This window comes from Arthrobacter sp. EPSL27 (genome assembly GCF_001512305.1).
In the GTDB taxonomy this organism is placed as follows: domain Bacteria; phylum Actinomycetota; class Actinomycetes; order Actinomycetales; family Micrococcaceae; genus Arthrobacter.
The window spans coordinates 110879-131042 of sequence record NZ_LNUT01000003.1 but is presented as its reverse complement, the minus strand read 5'-3'; the positions used below and the strand labels follow the sequence as shown (position 1 = coordinate 131042).

Below are 20164 nucleotides of genomic sequence, written 5' to 3'. Positions count from 1 at the left end.
TCGGCGACGGAATAGCGACGGCGGCCCCCACCGAGGCGTGGGGCCGCCGTTCGCGGGGCCGGCTACTGGAAGGACCGGATCCTGATGCCGGAGAAGGATGCCGGCCCGCCGTCCGAGTAGAAGGAAATCCCGGTGTCTCCGTCCGCGAAATGCACCTGCTGCGAGATCACCGTATGGCCTGCGTTGATGAACACTTCGACGCTTTGCGTATCCACGAAGATGCGCAAATGCACTGAGCGTGCGGCGGCGTCGATGGGCGCCGCGGCCCGGGTATATGGGACCAGCGAGTAGCCGGCAAGGTCCGAGGGCGCACGGTCCACGTACAGCTCATTGCCGTACTTGCCGATGTTGGTATGCCGGGCGCCGTTGGCGGAGCGGCCCACAGAGACCCCAATGTTCGTGGCGGCATCCCACGAGATGTCGAGTTCCAGCTCGTAGGCCCGGCCGTTCCAGGGCAGGACGTAGCTGCCGTCCACAGCCAGGTCCGGGAACGAGGTGGAGGAGCTGACGTAGTTCGAAAGCGCTGTGACGGGGCTGCTGAGCAGGCTGTACCAGCCGCCTCCCTGGCGTTCCAGGCGCAGCTCCCGCACGACGGAGTTCTGCCCGTTGTACCCGTCGGAGGGGTCGGTGGGAACGTCCCGGGCTGCGTACTTCCAGTTGTTCATCCAGCCGATCGCGTACCGCCGCGTCGCGGGCGCCTCAACGGCCGGCCAGGAGACGGCGCCGTACCAGTCCCAGCCCCAGTCCAGCCACTGCGGGTTGGCGACGTCGTCGGCCAGGAACTGCTCCCCGTCCCACGTGCCCGTCCAGTAGGCGTAGGTCATGGGCAGCCCAATGCTGTGGGCGTCCATGCTGGCGCCGAGCACCCAATGGCTGGTGCCGTCGTCGGCTGTCATCTCGAACAGGTCGGGACACTCGATTCCGCCGAGCGCGGGGTTGGGGAAGTCGAAGTTGCGCTTCAGCTGCCAGTCGCGCAGGTTCGAAGACGTATAGAAGGCCGCGTACCGTGCCCGGCCGATCACGCAGACCCATTCGTTGCGCGCCGCATCCCAGTGGATTTTCGGGTCCCGGAACCATTCGGCGTTGTCGATTTCCGCCTGCGTGACCGCAGCCCTGCCATCGGTGTTCACGATGACCGGCTCGGAGAGCGCGGTGAACGTGTAGCCGCCGTCGGTGGACCAGTAGAGGTACTGCTCCTGGTACTTCCGGATGCCGCCGGTGGGCTGGGTGGCAAGGACGACGACGGCCCCTGCGCCGAAGCCGGCCGTGTTGGCCGTGTCCACCACTGCGGATCCGGACCACACGGGGAAATCGGGCTGCAGCGGCAGCGCATCACCGTGATGGGTGAACGCCACCCCGTCCGCCGTGGTGGCATGGTCCCAGCCGCCCTGGCCGTTGTTTTGCGTGGAATGCAGGTAGTAGAGGTGGTATTTGCCGTCCAGCAACACCGGCCGCTGCGGGTCGCACAGCCACCCCGACGGTGGCGTCATATGGTAGACGGCCCGCTGGGAGGCCTGCGCGGCCCGGGCGGGAACGGCGGCTGCGCCCCCGCCCATGATCAGGGCGAGCGCTCCTGCCCCGGTGCCTTGCAGGACGCGGCGACGGGAAAAGGCATGTGTCATCGTTGACTTCCTTTCGAAGGCGGCTGCTCCGCCGGGCGCTGGGGGGATGGAACCTTCGGTGGTTCACGCATCCGGATCATCCGGTGCTTAAGCGCTTTAGCAGAAGAAGATACCGAGCGGCAATGCGGCGGTCAAGCGTTTAAGCAAAAAGGACCTCCAGGAAAAGCAGCCAACGAGCGGCCAAGGCCACGGTCAATAACAAATTTTGCTAAAACGCTTGATCATTTCTCGGTTTCGCATTAGCTTCGGGTGATCAAACGCTTTAGCAGAAATGGACATCACCGCCGATGAGCTACCCAGTTTTCTTCCAGCCCGCCGATGCCTGGGTTGGAGACCTTATCCCGTTCCAGAAGGACGGGGAGTTTTGGCTCTTCTACCTTCACGAGGTCCGCTCCGCCCCGAAGCCCGGCACGGCCTGGAACCTGGTGACCACCAAGGACCTCACCCAGTTCCAGGACCACGGTGTGGCCCTCCCCCACGGCACCACAGACGACCTGGACTTCAACTGCTACACAGGCAGCATCATTGTTGACGACTCAGGCATCCACCACCTGTTCTATACAGGTCAGAACCCGAACAACCTGGGAACGGACGGCCTGCCCCTGCAGCTGGTCATGCATGCCACCAGCACGGACGGCATGGGCACCTGGGTCAAGCACCCGGAGCTCACCTTCGGCGCTCCGGACGGGTTCGAGTCCGCGGACTGGCGGGACCCCTTCGTCTTCCGCGACGAGGCCGCCGGCCTGTGGCGGATGCTCCTGGCAGCCCGGCACTCCGAGGGCGCCGAACGCCGCCGCGGGGTCATCGCCCAGTGCGTCTCCAAGGACCTGATGACCTGGCAGCACACCGAGCCCTTCTGGGATCCTCGCAGGTACATCACCCATGAATGCCCCGACGTATTCGAGTGGGGCGGCTGGTGGTACATGGTCTACTCCGAGTTCTCCGAAACGTTCACCACCCGGTACCGGATGGCCAAGAGCCCCACGGGCCCGTGGACGGTCCCGGACCTGGACAGCATCGATGGCCGCGCCTTCTACGCCTCCAAGACGGCGGAGCGGGACGGCCGGCGGTTCTTCTTCGGCTGGATTGCCAGCAAGGAAGGCAATCGCGACGACGGCGCCTGGCAGTGGGCGGGCACCATGTCCGTCCTGGAGGCACGGCAGAACGCCGACGGGACGCTGGCCTTCGGCCTCGCGGACGAGCTGGTGGACAGTTTTTGGGAAAGGATCCCGCTTAAGCTGGAGCGCCCGCTGCCCCTCCGGCTGGACGTACCGGACTCCTACAGCGCCGCCGTCACAGCGAACGACCTGCCCACGCAGTTCTATGCCAGGGCGGTGCTGGACATCCAGGCCGGCACCACGGAATGCGGAATCCTGCTGCGTTCCAGCCCTGACGGCGACCACTCCTACGTCCTCCGCCTCGAGCCGAAGCGCGGGCGCCTGGTGTTCGACCAGTGGCCCCGGTGCATCACCGGCGAGGCCCAATGGCACGTCTCCGGGGACGTTCCCTACGCCATCGAACTGGAACGCCCGTGCGACCTCTCCCCCGGCAGCCACACGCTGGAGGTGGTCGTAGATGGCGACCTCTGCGTCGCCGTCGTGGACCGCCAGGTGGCCCTCAGCACCCGGATCTATGACCTTCCCGCCGGCGGCATAGGCGTGTTCGCCGGCGAGGGCACCGTGACCGTCACGGACTTCGAAGTACGCAAGCGTACCGACAACTGAATACAGCCAAACCCCTACCTCCGTTCCAATCAAGGGAGATTGACCCAATGAAGAAAATGCTCCGCGCTGCCGCAGCTGCAGCGGTTACCGCCCTGGCACTCACCGCCTGCGGAGGCACAAGCTCCACCGACCCGTCCAACGTCAGTCCCACCGGCGAGATCAAGGCCCGCGAGATCTCGTGGCTGCTCTCCCGCCCTGCCGACGGCGCTGTCATCAACATCATGAAGAAGCTTGCCGCGGACTACGCCAAGGAGCACCCGGGCTTTGAGCTCAACCTGATCACCACACCCGACCGACCGTCCTATATCCAGAAGCTCGAGACCCTGGCGGCAGCCAACAAGCTGCCCGAACTGTTCGACACGGACGCCACGCCCTTCGCCCAGCAGCTGGCCAAGCAGGGGAAGATGATGGACGCCGAGCAGCTGCTGGAGTCACTGGGCATCTACGGGAACTACCGTCCGGGGGCCCTGGACTACCAGCGCTTCGACGACGGGTCCCTGTACATGATCCCTTTCCAGTTTGAGCTGGAATTCATCTGGTACAACAAGGCGCTCCTGGAGAAAGCAGGCGTGGCGGTACCCACCTCGCTCGACGACATCCCGGCCATGTGCACCACCCTGCGCAGCGCCGGCATCACCCCCATCGCCATCGACGGCCAGGACCAGTGGCCGCTGGAGCGTTACATCGCCTACCAGCCGTTCCGCGAAGCAGGCCCCGAGTTCGTCCAGAAACTGAAGAAGGGCGAAGCGAAGTTCAGCGATCCGGCCGGCCAGAAGACCGTGAACTGGATGGCGGAACTGGGCAAGGCCAAGTGCTTCCAGGACGGATTCTCCGCCCAGGGCTACTCGGACGCGCAGAACCAGTTCACGTCCGGCCAGGCTGCCATGTACAACATCGGCACCTGGGAGCTGCCCAGCCTGGCCACGGACAAGCTGGATCCCTCAGTCCGCAACGACATCGACTTCTTCACCCTTCCCACCACCGCAGGATCCGTGACGGGCGCCAACGAGTTCGTGTCCCCGTCCGGCATCGGCATGGCGGTCAACGCCAAGACCTACGATCCCCTGGTGAGTGACTTCCTGAAGTTCGCCCTGGCAAAGTACCCCGCTGAATACGCCGCCACCGGGGCACTGTCCCCCACCACCGACGTCGAAACCGTTGTCCCGGGCAATGCCACGCCGCTGTACCAGAAGGCCCTCGACCAGGCCAACAGCCTCGGTTCCAAGCAGGCCATGCCGTGGGACACCCAGCTGGACCCGACCACCAACGGCCGGCTGCAGCAGGAGCTGGTGCTGCTGGTCCAGGGCAACATCTCGCCGGAACAGTTCACCGAAACCATGGACAAGACCATCGCGCAGAACGCACCGAAGTTCTTCAAGTAGAAACCGCTTTTTCACACCGGCACTGCTTCTTCACGTACCCAACGCGGCGGGGGAACCCAGCGTCCCCCGCCCGCAAGGCCCCGAAAGGCCCCGCCATGCAACCCAACCGGATGCTGCCCAACAGGTCACGGACCTCCGTCCTGGTCTTCCTGCTTCCTCCGCTGCTCCTCTACGCCGCAGCAGTCCTCTTTCCCATCCTCCAGTCCCTGTTCCTGAGTTTCTTTTCCTGGAACGGCATCAGCGATATGGAGTTCGTGGGCCTGGACAACTACGTCCGCATGTTCGTTGCCGACGACATCTTCTGGCGGGCGTTCATGAACGCCCTTATCTACCTGGCCATCTGCCTGGTCCTACAGCTTGGCGGCGCCCTGGTGGTGGCCAGCCTCCTTACCTCGCTCCGCCGCGGACGCGAGCTGATCAAGACCCTCTACCTGCTGCCGGCCGTCATCTCAACGGTGGCCATCGCATTCCTCTTCATCCGGATCTACTCCCTGGAGCCCGTGGGCCTCCTCAACCAGCTGTTCCAATGGGTTGGCCTGGACCACCTGGAGCGGCCCTGGCTCTCGGACGTCAACACGGTCCTGGCAGCCGTGTCCGCACCGGAGGGCTGGCGTTTCACCGGCCTGTACATGCTCATCATCTACGCGGCCCTGCTCGCGGTGCCCAAGGAGCTTGAGGAGGCCGCAGTCTTGGATGGTGCCTCCCGGTGGACGCTGTTCACCAAGATCCGCTTCCCGTATATCCGTCCGGTATGGATCACCACCACCATCATGGCCACCACCTACGGGCTCCGCGGCTTCGACATCCCCTACCTGATGACCAACGGCGGTCCGGGGCAGTCCTCGGAACTGCTCACCACCTACATGTACAAGGCAGCGTTCACCAGCACGGACTTCGGCTACGCCAGCACCATCTCCGTGTTCATCGTGGTTGAGTGCCTCGTCGCCGTCGGCCTCATCCTGTTCGTACTGAAGCGGAAGGCAGACTCATGATCACCCAGACAGCCCCTCCCACCCCGCCCGCCGCCGTCCTGCCTTCACGGCCGCCCGTCAAGCGCCGCAGGCGGAGGCCCGACCTGTTCCGGACGCTGTCCCGCGTGCTGATCATGCTCATCGTGATCGTGCAGGTGTACCCGCTGGCGTGGCTGTTCCTGACCAGCCTCCGTACGGAACAGGACTTTGCCACCGGCGATCCCTTCGCTCTGCCCAGCTCCCTGACATGGGAGAACTATGCACGGGCCTTTGACACCGGCGACCTGGGACGGAACATCCTCAACAGCTTCATTGTCACCATGGGGGCGAACATCCTGATCGTCCTGCTGGGCATGATGGCCGCCTACGCCATCCAAGTGCTGGGGTTCCGGCTCAGCAAACTGGTCCGCGGGCTGTTCCTGATCGGCATCATCGTCCCGGTACAGATCGCCCTGGTCCCGCTGTTCATCGACTACTCGGCGGTGAACCTGCTGGACACCTACCTGTCCATGATCATCCCGCTGGCCGGGTTCTCGCTGCCCATGTCCATCTACCTGTTCTGCTCCTTCTACGAGTACATCCCCAAGGAAACGTACGAGGCAGCGTCCTTGGACGGCGCCGGACCGTACCGGATCTTCGGGCTGATCACCATGCCGCTGTCCCTCAACACCGTGGTGACCGTGGTCCTGGTAAACAGCATCTTCATCTGGAACGACTTCATCTTCGCCAACACGTTCGTTCTGTCCGAGGACCTGAAGACCATTCCACTGGGCCTGCAGAATTACATCGGCGCCATGGGCAAGGTGGACTGGACGGCAACGTTCGCCGCGGTCTGCGTGACCATCACCCCGCTGCTGCTGGTGTTCCTGGTGCTCAACAAGGCCATGATCCAGGGACTCGAGAACGGGGCGACGAAGGGATGACGGCAACGGCGGATGGATATACTCCTCAAGGAGGGCAGATGAGTTCAATGGAGAATGGTGCGGAGGCGCCGGTCCCTGGCGCCTCGACGCCGAAAACCCCGGAGCGCACGCACCCCGTCACCCTCCGCGACGTGGCAGAAGCGGCCGGCGTTTCCACGGCAACAGTGTCGCTGGTGGTCAACAAGAAAAAGGCCGCCCGGATCGCCGAGGAAACCCGCCGGCGGGTGCAGGACGCCATCCGTACCCTGGGTTACCGGCCCAACGCGATGGCCAAGACCCTGGTCAGCGGTACGTCCCGGTTCATCGGACTGGTGGCCGACGGCGTTGCCACCACGCCCTTCGCCGGCCAGATCATTCATGGCGCGCAGGACGAGGCGTGGAAGCACGGGTACGCCCTCCTCATCGCCAACACGGAGGGCAACAACGAACTCGAGCAGGACGCCATCCAGATGATGCTCGAATACAAAGTGCGCGGCATCCTCTACTCCACCTGGTTCCACCGCCACACGGACATTCCGGCGCCGCTGCGCGAAGCCGACTTCGTCCTGGTCAACTGCTTCTCCAACGAGCCCGGGACCCGGGCGGTGGTACCCGACGAGGTCCAGGGTGGCCGCTCAGCCACGGACATCCTGCTGGGGCACGGGCACCGAAAGATCGCCTTCATCAACGCCACCATCCCCGCCCCGGCCAAGGACGGGCGACTCCAGGGGTACCGTGAGGCACTCGAGAACGCAGGCGTTCCCTTCGACCCTTCCCTGGTCCTGGAGGCGTATCCGGACCAGGAGGGCGGCTACCGGGCCACGGAGGAACTCCTCAAGCGTGGTGCGACCGCTGTTTACTGCTACAACGACCGGATGGCCATGGGCCTCTACGACGGCCTGCGCGAGCACGGCCTCTCCATCCCCGACGACATGGCCGTGGTGGGGTTCGACAACCAGGAAGTCATTGCCGCCCATCTGCGGCCCCCGCTGTCCACGGTGTCCCTCCCCCACTACGAGCTGGGTGCGGCGGGTGTGAGGATGCTGCTCGGGCTTGACGGGGCGCCGGAAACCGGCACAGGCGGGATTGCGAAAATCCATTGCCCTGCGGTGGAACGGACCTCGGTGAAGACCCAGGCCCGGGCCTGACCTGGAGAAAAGCACGACGGCCGGTGGTCATGCTGAAGCGCTGATCACCCGGTTCCGCCCCGCGAGCACACCCGTCACGGCAAGGACCGCCATGACGCCCGCGGTGACCAGCAGCGGAAGCCTCCAGTCTCCGCTCAGATCGCGAAGAGCTCCGAACATCACCGGCCCCACAGCAGCCAGGCCGTAGCCCACCGACTGCGCCATGCCGGACAATGATGCCGCCTGCGGGTAGTTCACGGTCCGGAGGCTGAACAGCGACAGGGCAATGACAATGAGGCTTCCGCACCCGGCCGCCCCCAGGAGGACCCACAGCAGGATGAGGTCCGGTGCGAGGGCCAGGCCCAGGAACGTCACAACCATCAGCGCGCCGCTGGTGAAGGAAACGAGCCGCTGGTCCGACCCGCGGTGAAGGATGCCCCCTGCTGCGAGGCTGGCGAAGACGCTGACCAGCAGGAAAACGGACAGGTGGATGCCGGCGGTAGTAGCCGGGACCCCGCGGCTTTGTTCGATTGTAGGCAGCCATGCCATCAGGACGTAGAAGGCGATCGACTGCAGCCCCATGAAAATGGTCACCTGCCAGCCCAAAGCCGAAGTCCAAGGCGATTGGTGGGAGACTTCCGGCGTGGCGGCGTACATGGCGCCGGAGCCGTGCCGGCGCAGCCAGGGCAGGAGTACCGCCGCGGCGATGAGGGCAAGCCCCACCCACATACCGAGGGCAAGCCGCCACCCCTCAGTGGAAGTCTGGGCAACGGGTACGACGACGGCGGCCCCCATGGCAGCGAAGGCGGCCTGGGTGGCGGTGTAGCTTCCGGTGAGCTGGCTGACCCGCGTGGGAAAGTCCCGCTTCACCAGCGACGGGACCAGGACATTGAGGAACGCGATCGCGAAGCCGATCAGTGCTGTGCCCACCCAGATGAATCCGGGAACGGGCAAGGAGCGGAGCGCAATTCCGGAGGCCAGGAACAGCAACGACATCCACAGAGCACGGTCGAGGCCCAGACGGGTGGCGAAGCCGGGCGCCATGGGTGAAAAGACTGCGAAAGCAATGAGCGGAAGGCCCGTCAGGAGCCCCGCTGCAGCGCTGGACAAAGCAAGGTCGGAGCTGATGTCCGCGAGGACCGGTCCCACGGTGACAAATGACACCCGGAGGTTGACTGCAATGAGCAGGACGCCGATGAAGGCGAAGCCGAACCTGACAGTGCGGTCCTGTGCGTTCCGGGTGGCAACGGGCATCGTGGCGTGTTCCATCCTTTCAAGAGTGAGGGGCTACAGCACCTTGCGGATGGTTTCCTCGAAGCTGGTGACGTGGTGCAGGGCCAGCTCGGCGGCCTTCTCGGCGTCGCCCGCGGCAACCGCCTGGAGCAGGTCCACATGCTCGGTGATGTGGCCGCTGACGGACGGCACCTTGTCCAGCACCACGCACCAGATGCGGGTGGCCAGGTTGTCGTAGCGGATGAGGGTGCTCTCCAGGTGCGGGTTCGCTGCCGCCTTGTAGATCAGCCGGTGCACCATGAGGTCGTACCGCATGAGTTCGCGCGATTCGGCCTGGCCGGGACCCAGCTCCGCGATGGCATCGGCCACCTGCAGCAGTTCGCGGCGCATGCCTTCACTGGCCCTCTTCGCCGCCCGGCGGGCGGCCAGCGGCTCCAGCAGTTCGCGGATCTCCGAGACATCGGCCAGTTCGGTGAAGTCCACATTTGTGGCGAAAGTCCCGCGGCGCGGATAAGAAACGGCCAGATGGTCCACTTCCAGGCGTTTGATGGCCTCCCGCACGGGAGTGCGCCCGAACCCCAGTTCGGCCGCGAGCTGGCCCTCGTTTATGGGCTCGCCAGGACGGATCTCCAGCATGATGAGCTTGTCCCGCAGCTGCCGGTAAGCGGCCTCCGCCTGGGATGGCGCCTCGTCCTCAGTCCGAGGCAGGGCAAGAAGTGCATTCACAGTGCCGCTCCGTTCTCCGTGCTGACTCTTCCATGCAGTGACCACGCCTCCAACCGGAAGTGCTGTGCCACTTTCAAGCAGCTATTGACTCTGCTGTGATCCCAATCATACCATTGATCCCACACTGATATATCAGTTAGACAGCAAGTGGTATTTCAAAGGAGCATCCGTGGTTGAGCAGTTGAACGACCGACTTTCCGCAGTCGATCCCGAGGTCCACCGGGCCATCACCGACGAGCTGGGCCGCCAGCAGTCCACCCTGGAGATGATCGCCTCCGAGAACTTCGCCCCGTCCGCCGTCATGGAAGCGCAGGGGTCGGTCCTGACGAACAAGTACGCCGAGGGGTACCCGGGCAAGCGCTACTACGGCGGCTGCGAGCACGTCGACGTGATCGAGCAGCTCGCCATTGACCGTGTTAAGGCCCTCTTCGGCGCGGAGTTCGCCAACGTCCAGCCGCACTCCGGCGCCCAGGCCAACGCTGCCGCCATGTTCGCCCTGCTGAACCCGGGCGACACCATCATGGGCCTGAGCCTGGCACATGGCGGCCACCTCACGCACGGCATGAAGATCAACTTCTCCGGCAAGCTCTACAACGTGGTCCCTTACAACGTGCGCGAATCCGACCTCCGGATCGACATGGCCGAGGTTGAAGCACTGGCGCTGGAGCACCGGCCCAAGCTGATCGTGGCCGGCTGGTCCGCCTACTCCCGCCAGCTTGATTTCGCCGAATTCCGCCGCATCGCCGATCTGGTGGGCGCCTACCTCATGGTGGACATGGCGCACTTCGCCGGCCTGGTGGCCGCAGGGCTGCACCCCAACCCGGTGCCGTACGCCGACGTCGTCACTACCACCACGCACAAAACCCTCGGCGGACCCCGCGGCGGAGTCATTCTCGCCAAGGAGCAGTACGCCAAGAAGATCAACAGCGCCGTGTTCCCCGGCCAGCAGGGCGGTCCCCTGGAACACGTCATTGCCGCCAAGGCCGTGGCCTTCAAGCTCGCCGGCTCCCCCGAATTTAAGGAACGCCAGGAACGCGTGCTGCAGGGCTCCAAACTCCTGGCCGAACGGCTCCTGCGCGACGACGTTGCCGCCGCAGGCATCTCCGTGGTCAACGGCGGCACCGACGTGCACCTGGTCCTGGTGGACCTCCGCCACTCCGAACTGGACGGACAGCAGGCCGAAGACGCCCTGCACCGCATCGGCATCACGGTGAACCGCAACGCGGTCCCCTTCGACCCGCGCCCGCCGATGGTGTCCTCCGGACTCCGGATCGGAACGCCTGCCCTCGCCACCCGCGGCTTCGGCGCCGTCGAGTTCACGGAGGTCGCGGACATCATCGCGACGGCGTTGATCGCCGCTGCCGCAACCGGAACTGCCGCAGCCGGAACCCCGGGTAGCGCCTCCCTCGAGGAAAGCACCGTCGTCGAGCTCCGCGCCCGCGTCGCTGCCCTGGCAGAGCAGTTCCCCCTCTACGCCCACCTCAATGGCGGCACCGACATTGCCGCATTCGAATCTGACCTGATTGGAGCAGCCCAGTGAGCACCCAACAGCTCCCGGAGCACCCGGATTTCCTTTGGCGCAACCCGGACCCCAAGAAAAGCTACGACGCCGTAATTGTGGGCGGCGGCGGGCACGGCCTGGCGACAGCCTACTTCCTGGCCAAGAACCATGGCATGACCAACATCGCCGTCCTGGAAAAGGGCTGGCTGGCCGGCGGCAACATGGCCCGGAACACCACCATCATCCGCTCCAATTACCTCTGGGACGAGAGCGCGGCCATTTACGAGCACGCCCTCAAGCTCTGGGAGATCCTCCCCGAGGAACTCGAATACGACTTCCTCTTCAGCCAGCGCGGCGTCATGAACCTCGCCCACACCCTGGGCGACGTCCGCGAAAGCATGCGGCGCGTGGGGGCGAACCAGCTCAACGGGGTGGACGCTGAATGGCTGGATCCGAAGCAGGTCAAGGAACTCTGCCCCATCCTGAACATCAGCGACAACATCCGCTACCCCGTCATGGGCGCCACGTACCAGCCGCGCGCCGGCATCGCCAAGCACGACCACGTGGCGTGGGCCTTCGCCCGCAAATGCGATGAAATGGGCGTGGACATCATCCAAAACTGCGAAGTCACCGGTTTCGTCAAGGACGGCAACCGGGTCACCGGCGTCAAGACCAACCGCGGCACCATCAACACCGAAAAAGTGGGCCTCGCCGCAGCCGGGCACAGCTCCGTGCTGGCCGAAATGGCAGGCTTCGAGCTGCCCATCCAGTCCCACCCGCTTCAAGCGCTGGTCTCCGAACTGCACGAGCCGGTCCACCCCACGGTGGTCATGTCCAACCACGTGCACGTCTACGTCTCCCAGGCCCACAAGGGCGAACTGGTCATGGGCGCCGGCGTGGACTCCTACAACGGCTACGGCCAGCGCGGTTCCTTCCACGTGATCGAGCACCAGATGGCTGCCGCCGTCGAGCTTTTCCCCATCTTTGCCCGGGCCCACGTGCTCCGGACCTGGGGCGGCATCGTGGACACCACCCTGGACGCCTCCCCCATTGTCGGCAACACCCCGGTGGAGAACATGTTCGTGAACTGCGGCTGGGGCACCGGCGGCTTCAAGGCCACCCCGGCTGCCGGCATGACCTTCGCCCACAACATCGCCACCGGCACGCCGCACAGGCTGAACCAGCCCTTTGCGCTGGAACGCTTCGAAACCGGAGCCCTCATCGACGAACACGGCGCAGCCGCCGTCGCCCACTAGCCGCCGTCCCCCAGAAAGAAGACGCACATGCTGCTTATCTCCTGCCCCAACTGCGGCTCGCGCGACGAGACCGAGTTCCACTACGGCGGCCAGGCCCACGTGCCCTACCCGGAAAACCCCAACGAGCTGAACGACAAGGAATGGGCCCACTTCCTGTTCTACCGGGAAAACACCAAGGGCATCTTCGCCGAGCGCTGGCTTCACAGCACCGGCTGCCGCCAGTGGTTCAACATGCTCCGCGACACCGTCACGTACGACATCAAGGCCGTGTACCCGATGGGCACGCCCCGCCCGGACGCCGCCGGAACGCTAACCGCCGAAACCGGCACTGCGAGCCTTGCCGCTGACAGCACCACCACCGGCACGGCAGCGCCCAGCATCTCAGGCACCAGCATCGCCCCGGCCGATCCAGCCCCCAGCACCACCGCCCCGAAGGGAGCAACCAAGTGACTTCCCAGAACGCCCGCCTCGCCGCCGGCGGACGCATCGACCGGACCATCTCCTGGCGTTTCACCGTGGATGGCGAGGAATTCACAGGCCACCCCGGCGACACCCTCGCCTCGGCCCTGATCGCCAACGGCCGCATCACCGCCGGCAACTCGCTCTATGAGGACCGTGCCCGGGGCATCATGTCCGCCGGTGTGGAGGAATCCAATGCAATGGTCAAAATCGCGCCGCGCTTCCCCGGCGACGTTGCCGAGTCCATGCTCCCCGCCACCACGGTGTCCCTGGTGGACGGCCTGAAGGCGGAACTGCTCAACGGCCTTGGCAAGCTGGACCCGGAAGAAGACCGGGCGGAATACGACAAGAAGTACGTCCACACGGACGTCCTGGTCATCGGCGGCGGCCCCGCCGGCCTGGCCGCGGCCCGTGAGGCTGTCCGCACCGGCGCCCGCGTCATCCTCATGGACGACCAGCCCGAACTGGGCGGTTCCCTCCTGTCCGGCTCCACGGCCCCGGAACTGGCCGAGACCATCGAAGGCAAGCCGGCCCTGGAATGGGTTGCGGATGTGGAAGCCGAGCTGGTTTCCGGCGCCGAGTCCACGGTCTTGAACCGCACCACGGCCTTCGGTGCCTACGACGCCAACTACGTCATCGCAGTCCAGAACCGCACCGACCACCTGTCCAGCCCGGCCGCCCCCGGCATCTCGCGCCAGCGGATTTGGCACGTCCGTGCTAATCAGGTGATCCTGGCCCCCGGTGCGCACGAACGCCCGCTGGTGTTCGAGAACAATGACCGCCCCGGCATCATCCTGGCCTCCGCCGTCCGCAGCTACCTCAACCGCTACGCCGTGGCCGCCGGGCAGCGCGTGGTCATCAGCACCACCAACGACAGCGCCTACGCCCTCGCCGCGGACCTGCGGGCTGCCGGCGTCAAGCTTGCGGCCGTCGTGGATGCCCGCCCCCAGATCTCGAAGGTGGCGGCCGCCGCCATCGAAGCCGGCACCCGCGTGCTGATCGGCAGCGCCGTGGCAAACACCGCTTCCGGCAGCGCCGACGGCCGGGTTGAGAGCGTCACCGTACGCAGCATCAACGACGACGGCGAACTCACCTCCGGCGTCGAGGAAATAGCCTGCGACCTGCTGGCAGTTTCCGGCGGCTGGAGCCCGCTGGTGCACCTGCACTCCCAGCGCCAGGGCAAGCTGCGTTGGGACGACGAGCTCGCCGCCTTTGTGCCGAGCACCGTGGTCCCGAACCAGCAGACCATCGGTTCCGGCCGCGGCAGCTTCGAACTCGAAGACGTGCTGGCCGAGGGCATCTCCGCCGGAGCAGCCGCTGCCATCGCGGCAGGCTTCGCCTCAGAAACCAAGCCGTCCCCGCTCGGGGAGCCGAAGGCTGCCGCCCCCACCCGCCAGCTCTGGCTGGTCCCGGGCCAGGAAGGCACGCCGGATGACTGGCACCACCACTTCGTGGACTTCCAGCGCGACCAGTCAGTGGCTGACGTGCTGCGGTCCACGGGAGCAGGCATGCGCTCGGTGGAGCACATCAAGCGTTACACCTCCATCAGCACCGCCAATGACCAGGGCAAGACCTCCGGCGTCAACGCGATCGGCGTCATCGCCGCCGCACTCCGCACGGCCGGCGAAGCGTCCAGGGGCATCGGCGACATCGGCACCACCACCTACCGGGCGCCGTTCACGCCGGTGGCGTTCGCAGCACTGGCCGGACGCCAGCGCGGCGAACTGTTCGACCCCGCCCGCAAGACCTCCATCCACCCGTGGCACGAGGCCAAGGGCGCGCTGTTCGAAGACGTCGGACAGTGGAAGCGCCCCTGGTACTACCCCCAGGCGGGCGAGGACATGGACGCTGCCGTGCTGCGCGAATGCGCCGCCGTCCGCGAGTCCGTGGGCTTCATGGATGCCACCACCCTCGGCAAGATCGAAATCCGCGGCAAGGACGCCGGTGAGTTCCTCAACCGGATCTACACCAACGCGTTCAAGAAGCTCGCCCCGGGTTCCGCCCGCTACGGCGTGATGTGCATGGCGGACGGCATGATCTTCGACGACGGCGTGACCCTGCGCCTCGATGACGACCGCTACTTCATGACCACCACCACCGGTGGCGCCGCGAAGGTCCTGGACTGGCTGGAGGAATGGCTCCAGACCGAATGGCCGGAACTCGACGTGCACTGCACCTCGGTGACCGAACAGTGGAGCACGATTGCCGTCGTCGGGCCTAAATCCCGCGCGGTGCTTGCCAAGGTGGCACCGGAACTGGCAGCGGACGGCGGGCTGGAAGCAGACGCCTTCCCGTTCATGACCTTCCGCGAAACCACCCTCGCCTCCGGCGTGCGGGCCCGGATCTGCCGGATCTCTTTCTCCGGCGAACTGGCTTACGAAATCAACGTGCCGTCCTGGTACGGGCTGAACACCTGGGAAGCCGTGGCCGCTGCCGGGGCAGAATTCAACATCACCCCCTACGGCACCGAAACCATGCACGTGCTCCGCGCCGAGAAGGGCTACCCGATCGTCGGGCAGGACACCGACGGCACCGTCACCCCGCAGGACGCGGGGATGGAATGGATCGTCTCCAAGGCGAAGGAATTCATCGGCAAGCGCTCCTACGCCCGGGCCGAAGGGCAGCGCGAGGACCGCAAGCACCTGGTCAGCGTCCTGCCGGTGGACGGTTCCATCCGGTTGCCGGAAGGAACCCAGCTGGTGGAGCAGGGCATCAGCACCAACCCCGCCTACGGCCCCGTCCCCATGCAGGGCTTCGTGACATCGAGCTACCACAGCGCCGCCCTGGGCCGCTCGTTTGGCCTGGCACTGATCAAGAATGGCCGCAACCGCATTGGCGAGAACCTGGTGGCCGTCGCCGGGGACCAGCTCGTCGATGTTGTTGTCGCAGAAACCGTACTGTTTGACCCCGAAGGGACCCGCAAAGATGGCTAATTCAGCAGCACTCGAAGGCATCAATGGACTCCGGGACATCCGCCGCAGCCCCGCCTCACATTTGGCGTCGGCATTGGAGGCCGGCTCCGTCCAGGGCAAGGTTGTCCTGGCGGAAGGCCCCTTCCAGACCATGGCCGGGGTCCGCGTGGATCCCGGTTCGGAGGGCGCTTCGCGGATCGCCGCCGTTACCGGCGGCCTGCCGGCACGCTGCGGTGACGTGACCGGAACTGAGGGCGTCAGCGTTCTTTGGCTGGGACCCTCGGAATTCCTGGTGGTGGCGCCGGAGGAGGACCACGATTCCCTGGGCGGCAACCTCATCGGTTCCCTCACGCACGCGCTGGGTGACGCCCCGGGCCAGGTGGTGGACCTGTCAGCCAACCGCACCACGTTCGAGCTGTCCGGCCCCCGCGCCCGCGCCGTCCTGGAAAAGGGCTGCGCCCTGGACCTGCACCCGCGGACGTTGAAGGCCGGCACGGCACTGTCCACGGAAATCGGCAACATCCCGGTGGTGCTCTGGAAGACCGGCGAGGAGTCCTTCCGGCTCTTCCCCCGCGCCTCCTTCGCCGACTTCCTGGGCCGCTGGCTTCTGGACGCGATGCGGGAGTACGCCTCCCCAGAGGTCCCCTGACATGGCCCTCAGCGTCCTGGACTTGTTCTCCGTTGGCATCGGGCCGTCGTCGTCACACACGGTCGGCCCGATGCGGGCAGCAAAGCTGTTCGCCGACGGACTCAAGGGCGACGGACACCTAAGCTCTACCAGGCGCGTGCAGGCAGAGCTGTTCGGCTCACTCGGTGCCACCGGCCGGGGCCACGGCTCAGACAAGGCCGTGGTCCTGGGCCTCAAGGGGCTGGACCCGGAGACCGTGGACACCTTCACAGCCGATGACCAGGTGGCCGCCGCGGCCCTCGACGCCGAACTATGGATCGGCGGCGACCACCGCGTGGACTTCAACTGGGACGAGGACGTGGTGCTGCACCGCCGCAAGGCCCTTCCGGCGCACCCCAACGGCATGACCTTCCGCGCCCTGGACCACGCCGGGGCAGTCCTCAGCGAACGGAGCTTTTACTCCATCGGCGGCGGCTTCGTGGTGGACGGGGACGCCGACGCCGGTGACCGGGTGGTGGCCGACGCCACCGTCCTGCCCTACCCGTTCACCACCGCGGACGAACTCCTGGCGATCTGCAAGCGCGAAGGCATGTCGATCTCCGACGTCATGCTGGCCAACGAACTGGTCTGGCGCAGCGAAGCGGAACTCCGCGAGAAGCTGCTGGGCCTCTGGGCGGTCATGCGCCAGTGCGTGGACAACGGCTGCGCCGCAGAAGGAATCCTGCCCGGCGGGCTGAACGTGAGGCGGCGGGCGCCGTCGCTCTTCCAGACCCTGACGGCGGACACCGGCGTCAGCGATCCGCTCCGGGCCATGGAGTGGGTGAACCTCTTTGCCCTCGCGGTCAACGAGGAAAACGCCGCCGGCGGGCGGATCGTCACCGCGCCGACCAACGGCGCGGCCGGCATTGTGCCCGCAGTGCTGCACTATTACGTCAAATTCGTTCCCGGCGCCGACGACGACGGCGTGGTGCGCTTCCTGCTGGCGGCAGCCGCCGTCGGGATCCTGTTCAAGATCAACGCGTCCATCTCCGGCGCGGAGGTCGGCTGCCAGGGCGAGGTGGGTTCCGCCTGCTCCATGGCCGCCGCCGGGCTGTGCGAGGTGCTGGGCGGCACCCCCGAACAGGTGGAGAACGCCGCCGAGGTGGGGATCGAACACAACCTCGGCCTGACCTGCGACCCCGTGGGCGGCCTGGTGCAGATCCCCTGCATCGAACGGAACGCGATCGCCAGCGTCAAGGCCATCAACGCCGCGCGGCTGGCGCTGCACGGCGACGGCAGCCACAAGGTGTCGCTGGATAAGGCCATCAAAACCATGCGTGAGACAGGAGCGGACATGAAGACCAAATACAAGGAGACCTCCCGCGGGGGCCTCGCCGTGAACGTGATCGAGTGCTGAGCCATGACTGCCATCGAAGCTGAAATCCCCCTTGACCGGCCGGACACCACCGTGGAGCATGTCCTGACGCTGGACTGCCGGGAGTCCCCCGGCATCGTCCACGCCGTCTCCGGCTTCCTCCTCGAGCACGGCTGCGACATCATCGACAACCAGCAGTTCGGCGAACGCTCCGAGGGGCACTTCTTCATGCGGGTGCATTTTGCGTCCGACGGCGATGCCTCCACCGCGGACACCCTGCGGACCGCTTTCGCCCCGGTGGCAGCGCGCTTCGGGATGAGCTGGCGGCTGGAACCGCACGGGTCCAAGCGCCGGGTGCTGATCATGGTGTCCAAGTTCGGGCACTGCCTCAACGACCTGCTGTTCCGTGCCCGGATCGGCGAACTTCCCGTCGACGTGGTGGCCGTGGTCTCCAACCACACGGACCACCAGGCGCTGGTGGAATGGCACGGCATCCCTTTCTTCCACGTGCCCGTCACCGCGGACACCAAGCCGCAGGCGGAGGGCCGGCTGCTGGAGCTCATCGATGAGTTCGACGTCGAACTGGTGGTCCTGGCCCGCTACATGCAGGTCCTCAGCGACGGGCTCACCCGCAAGCTGGACGGCAAGGCCATCAACATCCACCACTCCTTCCTGCCCAGTTTCAAGGGCGCCAAGCCGTACCACCAGGCCTACGCCCGCGGCGTGAAGACCGTGGGGGCCACCGCCCACTACGTCAACGCGGAACTGGACGAGGGACCCATCATTTCCCAGCAGGTGGTGGAAGTGGACCACACCTACGGCCCGGAGGACCTGGTGGCTGCCGGCCGGGACACCGAATGCAAGGCACTCTCCAACGCCGTCCGCTGGCACTGCGAGGGCCGCGTAATCCTGCAGGGCAACAGGACGGTAGTCCTGAAGTAGCCTGCACCGTTCCCTGCGGGGGCGCCTCCGTGGCACACTAGGACGACTATCGAGCGTCCGGGGGGCCAGGTCAGGAGATTGTCATGGGCATTCCGAGGCACCCCCGCACTCTGTCCCGCCGGCTGGCGGTGAGCACCCGGTGATGATCGGCTGGGCCTACCTGCTGGGGGCCATCATGACCATCGACGCGCTCCTGCTGGGCCTGCTGCTGCTGAACCTCAGGTGGCCGCGGCGCTGGAAATAGAGCCGGACGGCGGCGCCCCGCCGCCCCTGGCCAGCCTCACACCGCGGGTGCCAGGTCGGCAGCGGGAACCACCACCGTGCCGGTGGCGGTGGAATCCGGGTTCAGCATCCAGCCCACCCGCTTGGCCGTGTTGAGCACCACCACGCTTTCCACGAGCTCAATTCCGGGGATCCTCAGCTGCAGTGCCTGTTCCGCGTTCATCACGTCGGCCAGGGAATGCAGCCACATGATGATCACGAAGTTGGTCCGGCCGGTGGTGGAGGCGGTCAGCCGGATGTTGCGGACGCCGCGCAGCTCGGCCGCTGCCGCCTCGTGCTGGCCGGGCGGGACGTTGGCGAACCACTGGCAGCTGACCGGATATCCCGAGTACTTCTGCGCGATTTCACACCGGAACGACAAGACCTGGCTGGCCAGCAGCCGGTTCAGCTGGCGCTGGACCGTGGCCGGGCTGCGTCCCAGCGACCGGGCGATATCCGCCGCAGCTGCCCGCCCGTCCCGGGCCAGGAACGGGATGAGGTCCAGGTGGCTCTGCGGCAGCGGCGCACCCTGCTTGGCGGGTGCCGGCCCCGACGCCTCGGGCCCGGCCAGCGCCTGGAGGGCGGCCAAGCGGGCTTTGTCCAGGACGTTCAGCCGCCAGGCGTAACCGCCCGAGTGGAGCCGGGTGCACAGCGCTACCTGGTACTTGACCAGGCCGGGGATCTGCTGGAGCTGCCCCACCACCATGCTGCTGAACTGGGCCAGGGTGGGCGTGATGACGGTCAGCATCAGGTCGCGGTTGCTCGCGGCCTCCTCCACCGTGACCACCTCCGGGATGGCCGCCAGCGCCGCGGTGACCTGCGTCCGGGCCGCCATCTCGCAGTCCACATCCACCAGCGCCAGGCACATCTGTTTCGGGTCGCCCATGAGGTGGGCCGTGCTCCAGGCGGCGCCGGTCTCCTTGAGCCGCTCCCAGCGGGCGGCCAGGGTGGTGGCGTGCACCCCAAGGATCCGGCCGGCATCCGTCCAGCTGATCCGCGGCGCAATCTGCAGCGCGTTGATCAGCTGGAGGTCCTCCTCGCTGAGTTCCACCTGACGCCTCCCCGGGTGAACGATTCCTGCCCTGACACCACCATGTTTGCATTTTTCCAGTCATTTGGGTGCACGTGACTCCTGTCACTCCACAATGGTTCGTAGAAACCTAC

At 66.1% G+C, this 20164-nt stretch carries 16 protein-coding genes; 12 read left to right on the top strand and 4 right to left on the bottom strand.

Annotated features, from left to right (window positions below; all coding sequences use genetic code 11):
• Positions 1-62: 62 nt before the first annotated feature.
• Positions 63-1622 (bottom strand): glycoside hydrolase family 32 protein, encoded by a 1560-nt coding sequence (locus tag AR539_RS02660; protein ID WP_066432310.1) that lies wholly within the window; start codon positions 1620-1622, stop codon positions 63-65.
• A gap of 287 nt (positions 1623-1909) precedes the next feature.
• Here AR539_RS02660 and AR539_RS02655 point away from each other — a divergent pair, with 287 nt between their 5' ends.
• The 5 genes from AR539_RS02655 (at position 1910) to AR539_RS02635 (ending at position 7749) form a co-directional block, all read left to right on the top strand.
• A complete protein-coding gene (locus AR539_RS02655; RefSeq protein ID WP_066432308.1) occupies positions 1910-3346 on the top strand; it encodes a family 43 glycosylhydrolase in 1437 nt (478 codons plus the stop codon).
• Positions 3347-3393: 47 nt separating this feature from the next.
• Positions 3394-4728 carry an ABC transporter substrate-binding protein gene (locus tag AR539_RS02650; protein ID WP_066432306.1) on the top strand — a complete coding sequence of 445 codons (1335 nt, stop codon included), beginning with the start codon at positions 3394-3396 and terminating at the stop codon, positions 4726-4728.
• 110 nt (positions 4729-4838) lie between these two features.
• A complete protein-coding gene (locus AR539_RS02645; RefSeq protein ID WP_066433053.1) occupies positions 4839-5720 on the top strand; it encodes a carbohydrate ABC transporter permease in 882 nt (293 codons plus the stop codon).
• On the top strand, positions 5717-6622 hold the full coding sequence (locus AR539_RS02640) for a carbohydrate ABC transporter permease (RefSeq protein WP_066432304.1): 906 nt from the start codon (positions 5717-5719) through the stop codon (positions 6620-6622). Before AR539_RS02645 ends, AR539_RS02640 begins: the two co-directional genes overlap by 4 nt.
• 38 nt (positions 6623-6660) lie before the next feature.
• Positions 6661-7749 carry a LacI family DNA-binding transcriptional regulator gene (locus tag AR539_RS02635; protein ID WP_082699164.1) on the top strand — a complete coding sequence of 363 codons (1089 nt, stop codon included), beginning with the start codon at positions 6661-6663 and terminating at the stop codon, positions 7747-7749.
• Positions 7750-7776: 27 nt separating this feature from the next.
• On the opposite strand, the gene AR539_RS02630 is transcribed toward AR539_RS02635, so the two are convergent.
• Both AR539_RS02630 and AR539_RS02625 read right to left on the bottom strand, forming a co-directional pair.
• Positions 7777-8997, bottom strand: coding sequence for an MFS transporter (locus AR539_RS02630; RefSeq protein WP_231728464.1), 1221 nt, complete (start codon positions 8995-8997; stop codon positions 7777-7779).
• Positions 8998-9015: 18 nt separating this feature from the next.
• The gene (locus AR539_RS02625) at positions 9016-9687 is read right to left on the bottom strand and encodes a GntR family transcriptional regulator (protein ID WP_066432303.1); all 672 of its coding nucleotides are present in this window, start codon (positions 9685-9687) and stop codon (positions 9016-9018) included.
• Between the two features lie 169 nt (positions 9688-9856).
• On the opposite strand from AR539_RS02625, the gene glyA reads away from it, so the two are divergent.
• From glyA to purU, 7 genes are read left to right on the top strand one after another with little or no spacing between them, the layout of a single operon-like run.
• Complete coding sequence (glyA, locus tag AR539_RS02620) at positions 9857-11227, top strand: serine hydroxymethyltransferase (protein ID WP_066432301.1); 1371 nt, start codon at positions 9857-9859, stop codon at positions 11225-11227.
• Positions 11224-12444: a sarcosine oxidase subunit beta family protein gene (locus tag AR539_RS02615; RefSeq protein WP_066432299.1), complete on the top strand. Its 1221-nt coding sequence runs from the start codon at positions 11224-11226 to the stop codon at positions 12442-12444. Before glyA ends, AR539_RS02615 begins: the two co-directional genes overlap by 4 nt.
• Before the next feature lie 27 nt (positions 12445-12471).
• Complete coding sequence (locus AR539_RS02610) at positions 12472-12894, top strand: sarcosine oxidase subunit delta (protein WP_066432297.1); 423 nt, start codon at positions 12472-12474, stop codon at positions 12892-12894.
• The gene (locus AR539_RS02605) at positions 12891-15836 is read left to right on the top strand and encodes a sarcosine oxidase subunit alpha family protein (RefSeq protein ID WP_066432295.1); all 2946 of its coding nucleotides are present in this window, start codon (positions 12891-12893) and stop codon (positions 15834-15836) included. The genes AR539_RS02610 and AR539_RS02605 overlap by 4 nt, the downstream gene beginning before the upstream one ends.
• Positions 15829-16464: a sarcosine oxidase subunit gamma gene (locus AR539_RS02600; protein WP_066432293.1), complete on the top strand. Its 636-nt coding sequence runs from the start codon at positions 15829-15831 to the stop codon at positions 16462-16464. Before AR539_RS02605 ends, AR539_RS02600 begins: the two co-directional genes overlap by 8 nt.
• Position 16465: 1 nt before the next feature.
• Positions 16466-17839, top strand: coding sequence for an L-serine ammonia-lyase (locus AR539_RS02595; RefSeq protein WP_066432291.1), 1374 nt, complete (start codon positions 16466-16468; stop codon positions 17837-17839).
• 3 nt (positions 17840-17842) lie between these two features.
• On the top strand, positions 17843-18739 hold the full coding sequence (gene purU / locus AR539_RS02590) for a formyltetrahydrofolate deformylase (protein ID WP_066432289.1): 897 nt from the start codon (positions 17843-17845) through the stop codon (positions 18737-18739).
• Positions 18740-19019: 280 nt separating this feature from the next.
• Here the strand turns inward: purU and AR539_RS02585 are convergent, their stop codons facing one another.
• Positions 19020-20051 (bottom strand): Lrp/AsnC family transcriptional regulator, encoded by a 1032-nt coding sequence (locus AR539_RS02585; RefSeq protein ID WP_066432288.1) that lies wholly within the window; start codon positions 20049-20051, stop codon positions 19020-19022.
• Positions 20052-20164 lie beyond the last annotated feature (113 nt).

Excerpts from the sequence above, each read along its gene's own strand:
- AR539_RS02595 (WP_066432291.1), top strand. The coding sequence starts at position 16,466 with ATGGCCCTCAGCGTCCTGGACTTGTTCTCCGTTGGCATCGGGCCGTCG.
- AR539_RS02635 (WP_082699164.1), top strand. The coding sequence starts at position 6,661 with ATGAGTTCAATGGAGAATGGTGCGGAGGCGCCGGTCCCTGGCGCCTCG.
- AR539_RS02660 (WP_066432310.1), bottom strand. The coding sequence starts at position 1,622 with ATGACACATGCCTTTTCCCGTCGCCGCGTCCTGCAAGGCACCGGGGCA.
- purU (WP_066432289.1), top strand. The coding sequence starts at position 17,843 with ATGACTGCCATCGAAGCTGAAATCCCCCTTGACCGGCCGGACACCACC.
- AR539_RS02630 (WP_231728464.1), bottom strand. The coding sequence starts at position 8,997 with ATGGAACACGCCACGATGCCCGTTGCCACCCGGAACGCACAGGACCGC.
- AR539_RS02600 (WP_066432293.1), top strand. The coding sequence starts at position 15,829 with ATGGCTAATTCAGCAGCACTCGAAGGCATCAATGGACTCCGGGACATC.
- AR539_RS02610 (WP_066432297.1), top strand. The coding sequence starts at position 12,472 with ATGCTGCTTATCTCCTGCCCCAACTGCGGCTCGCGCGACGAGACCGAG.
- AR539_RS02650 (WP_066432306.1), top strand. The coding sequence starts at position 3,394 with ATGAAGAAAATGCTCCGCGCTGCCGCAGCTGCAGCGGTTACCGCCCTG.
- AR539_RS02640 (WP_066432304.1), top strand. The coding sequence starts at position 5,717 with ATGATCACCCAGACAGCCCCTCCCACCCCGCCCGCCGCCGTCCTGCCT.
- AR539_RS02645 (WP_066433053.1), top strand. The coding sequence starts at position 4,839 with ATGCTGCCCAACAGGTCACGGACCTCCGTCCTGGTCTTCCTGCTTCCT.
- AR539_RS02655 (WP_066432308.1), top strand. The coding sequence starts at position 1,910 with ATGAGCTACCCAGTTTTCTTCCAGCCCGCCGATGCCTGGGTTGGAGAC.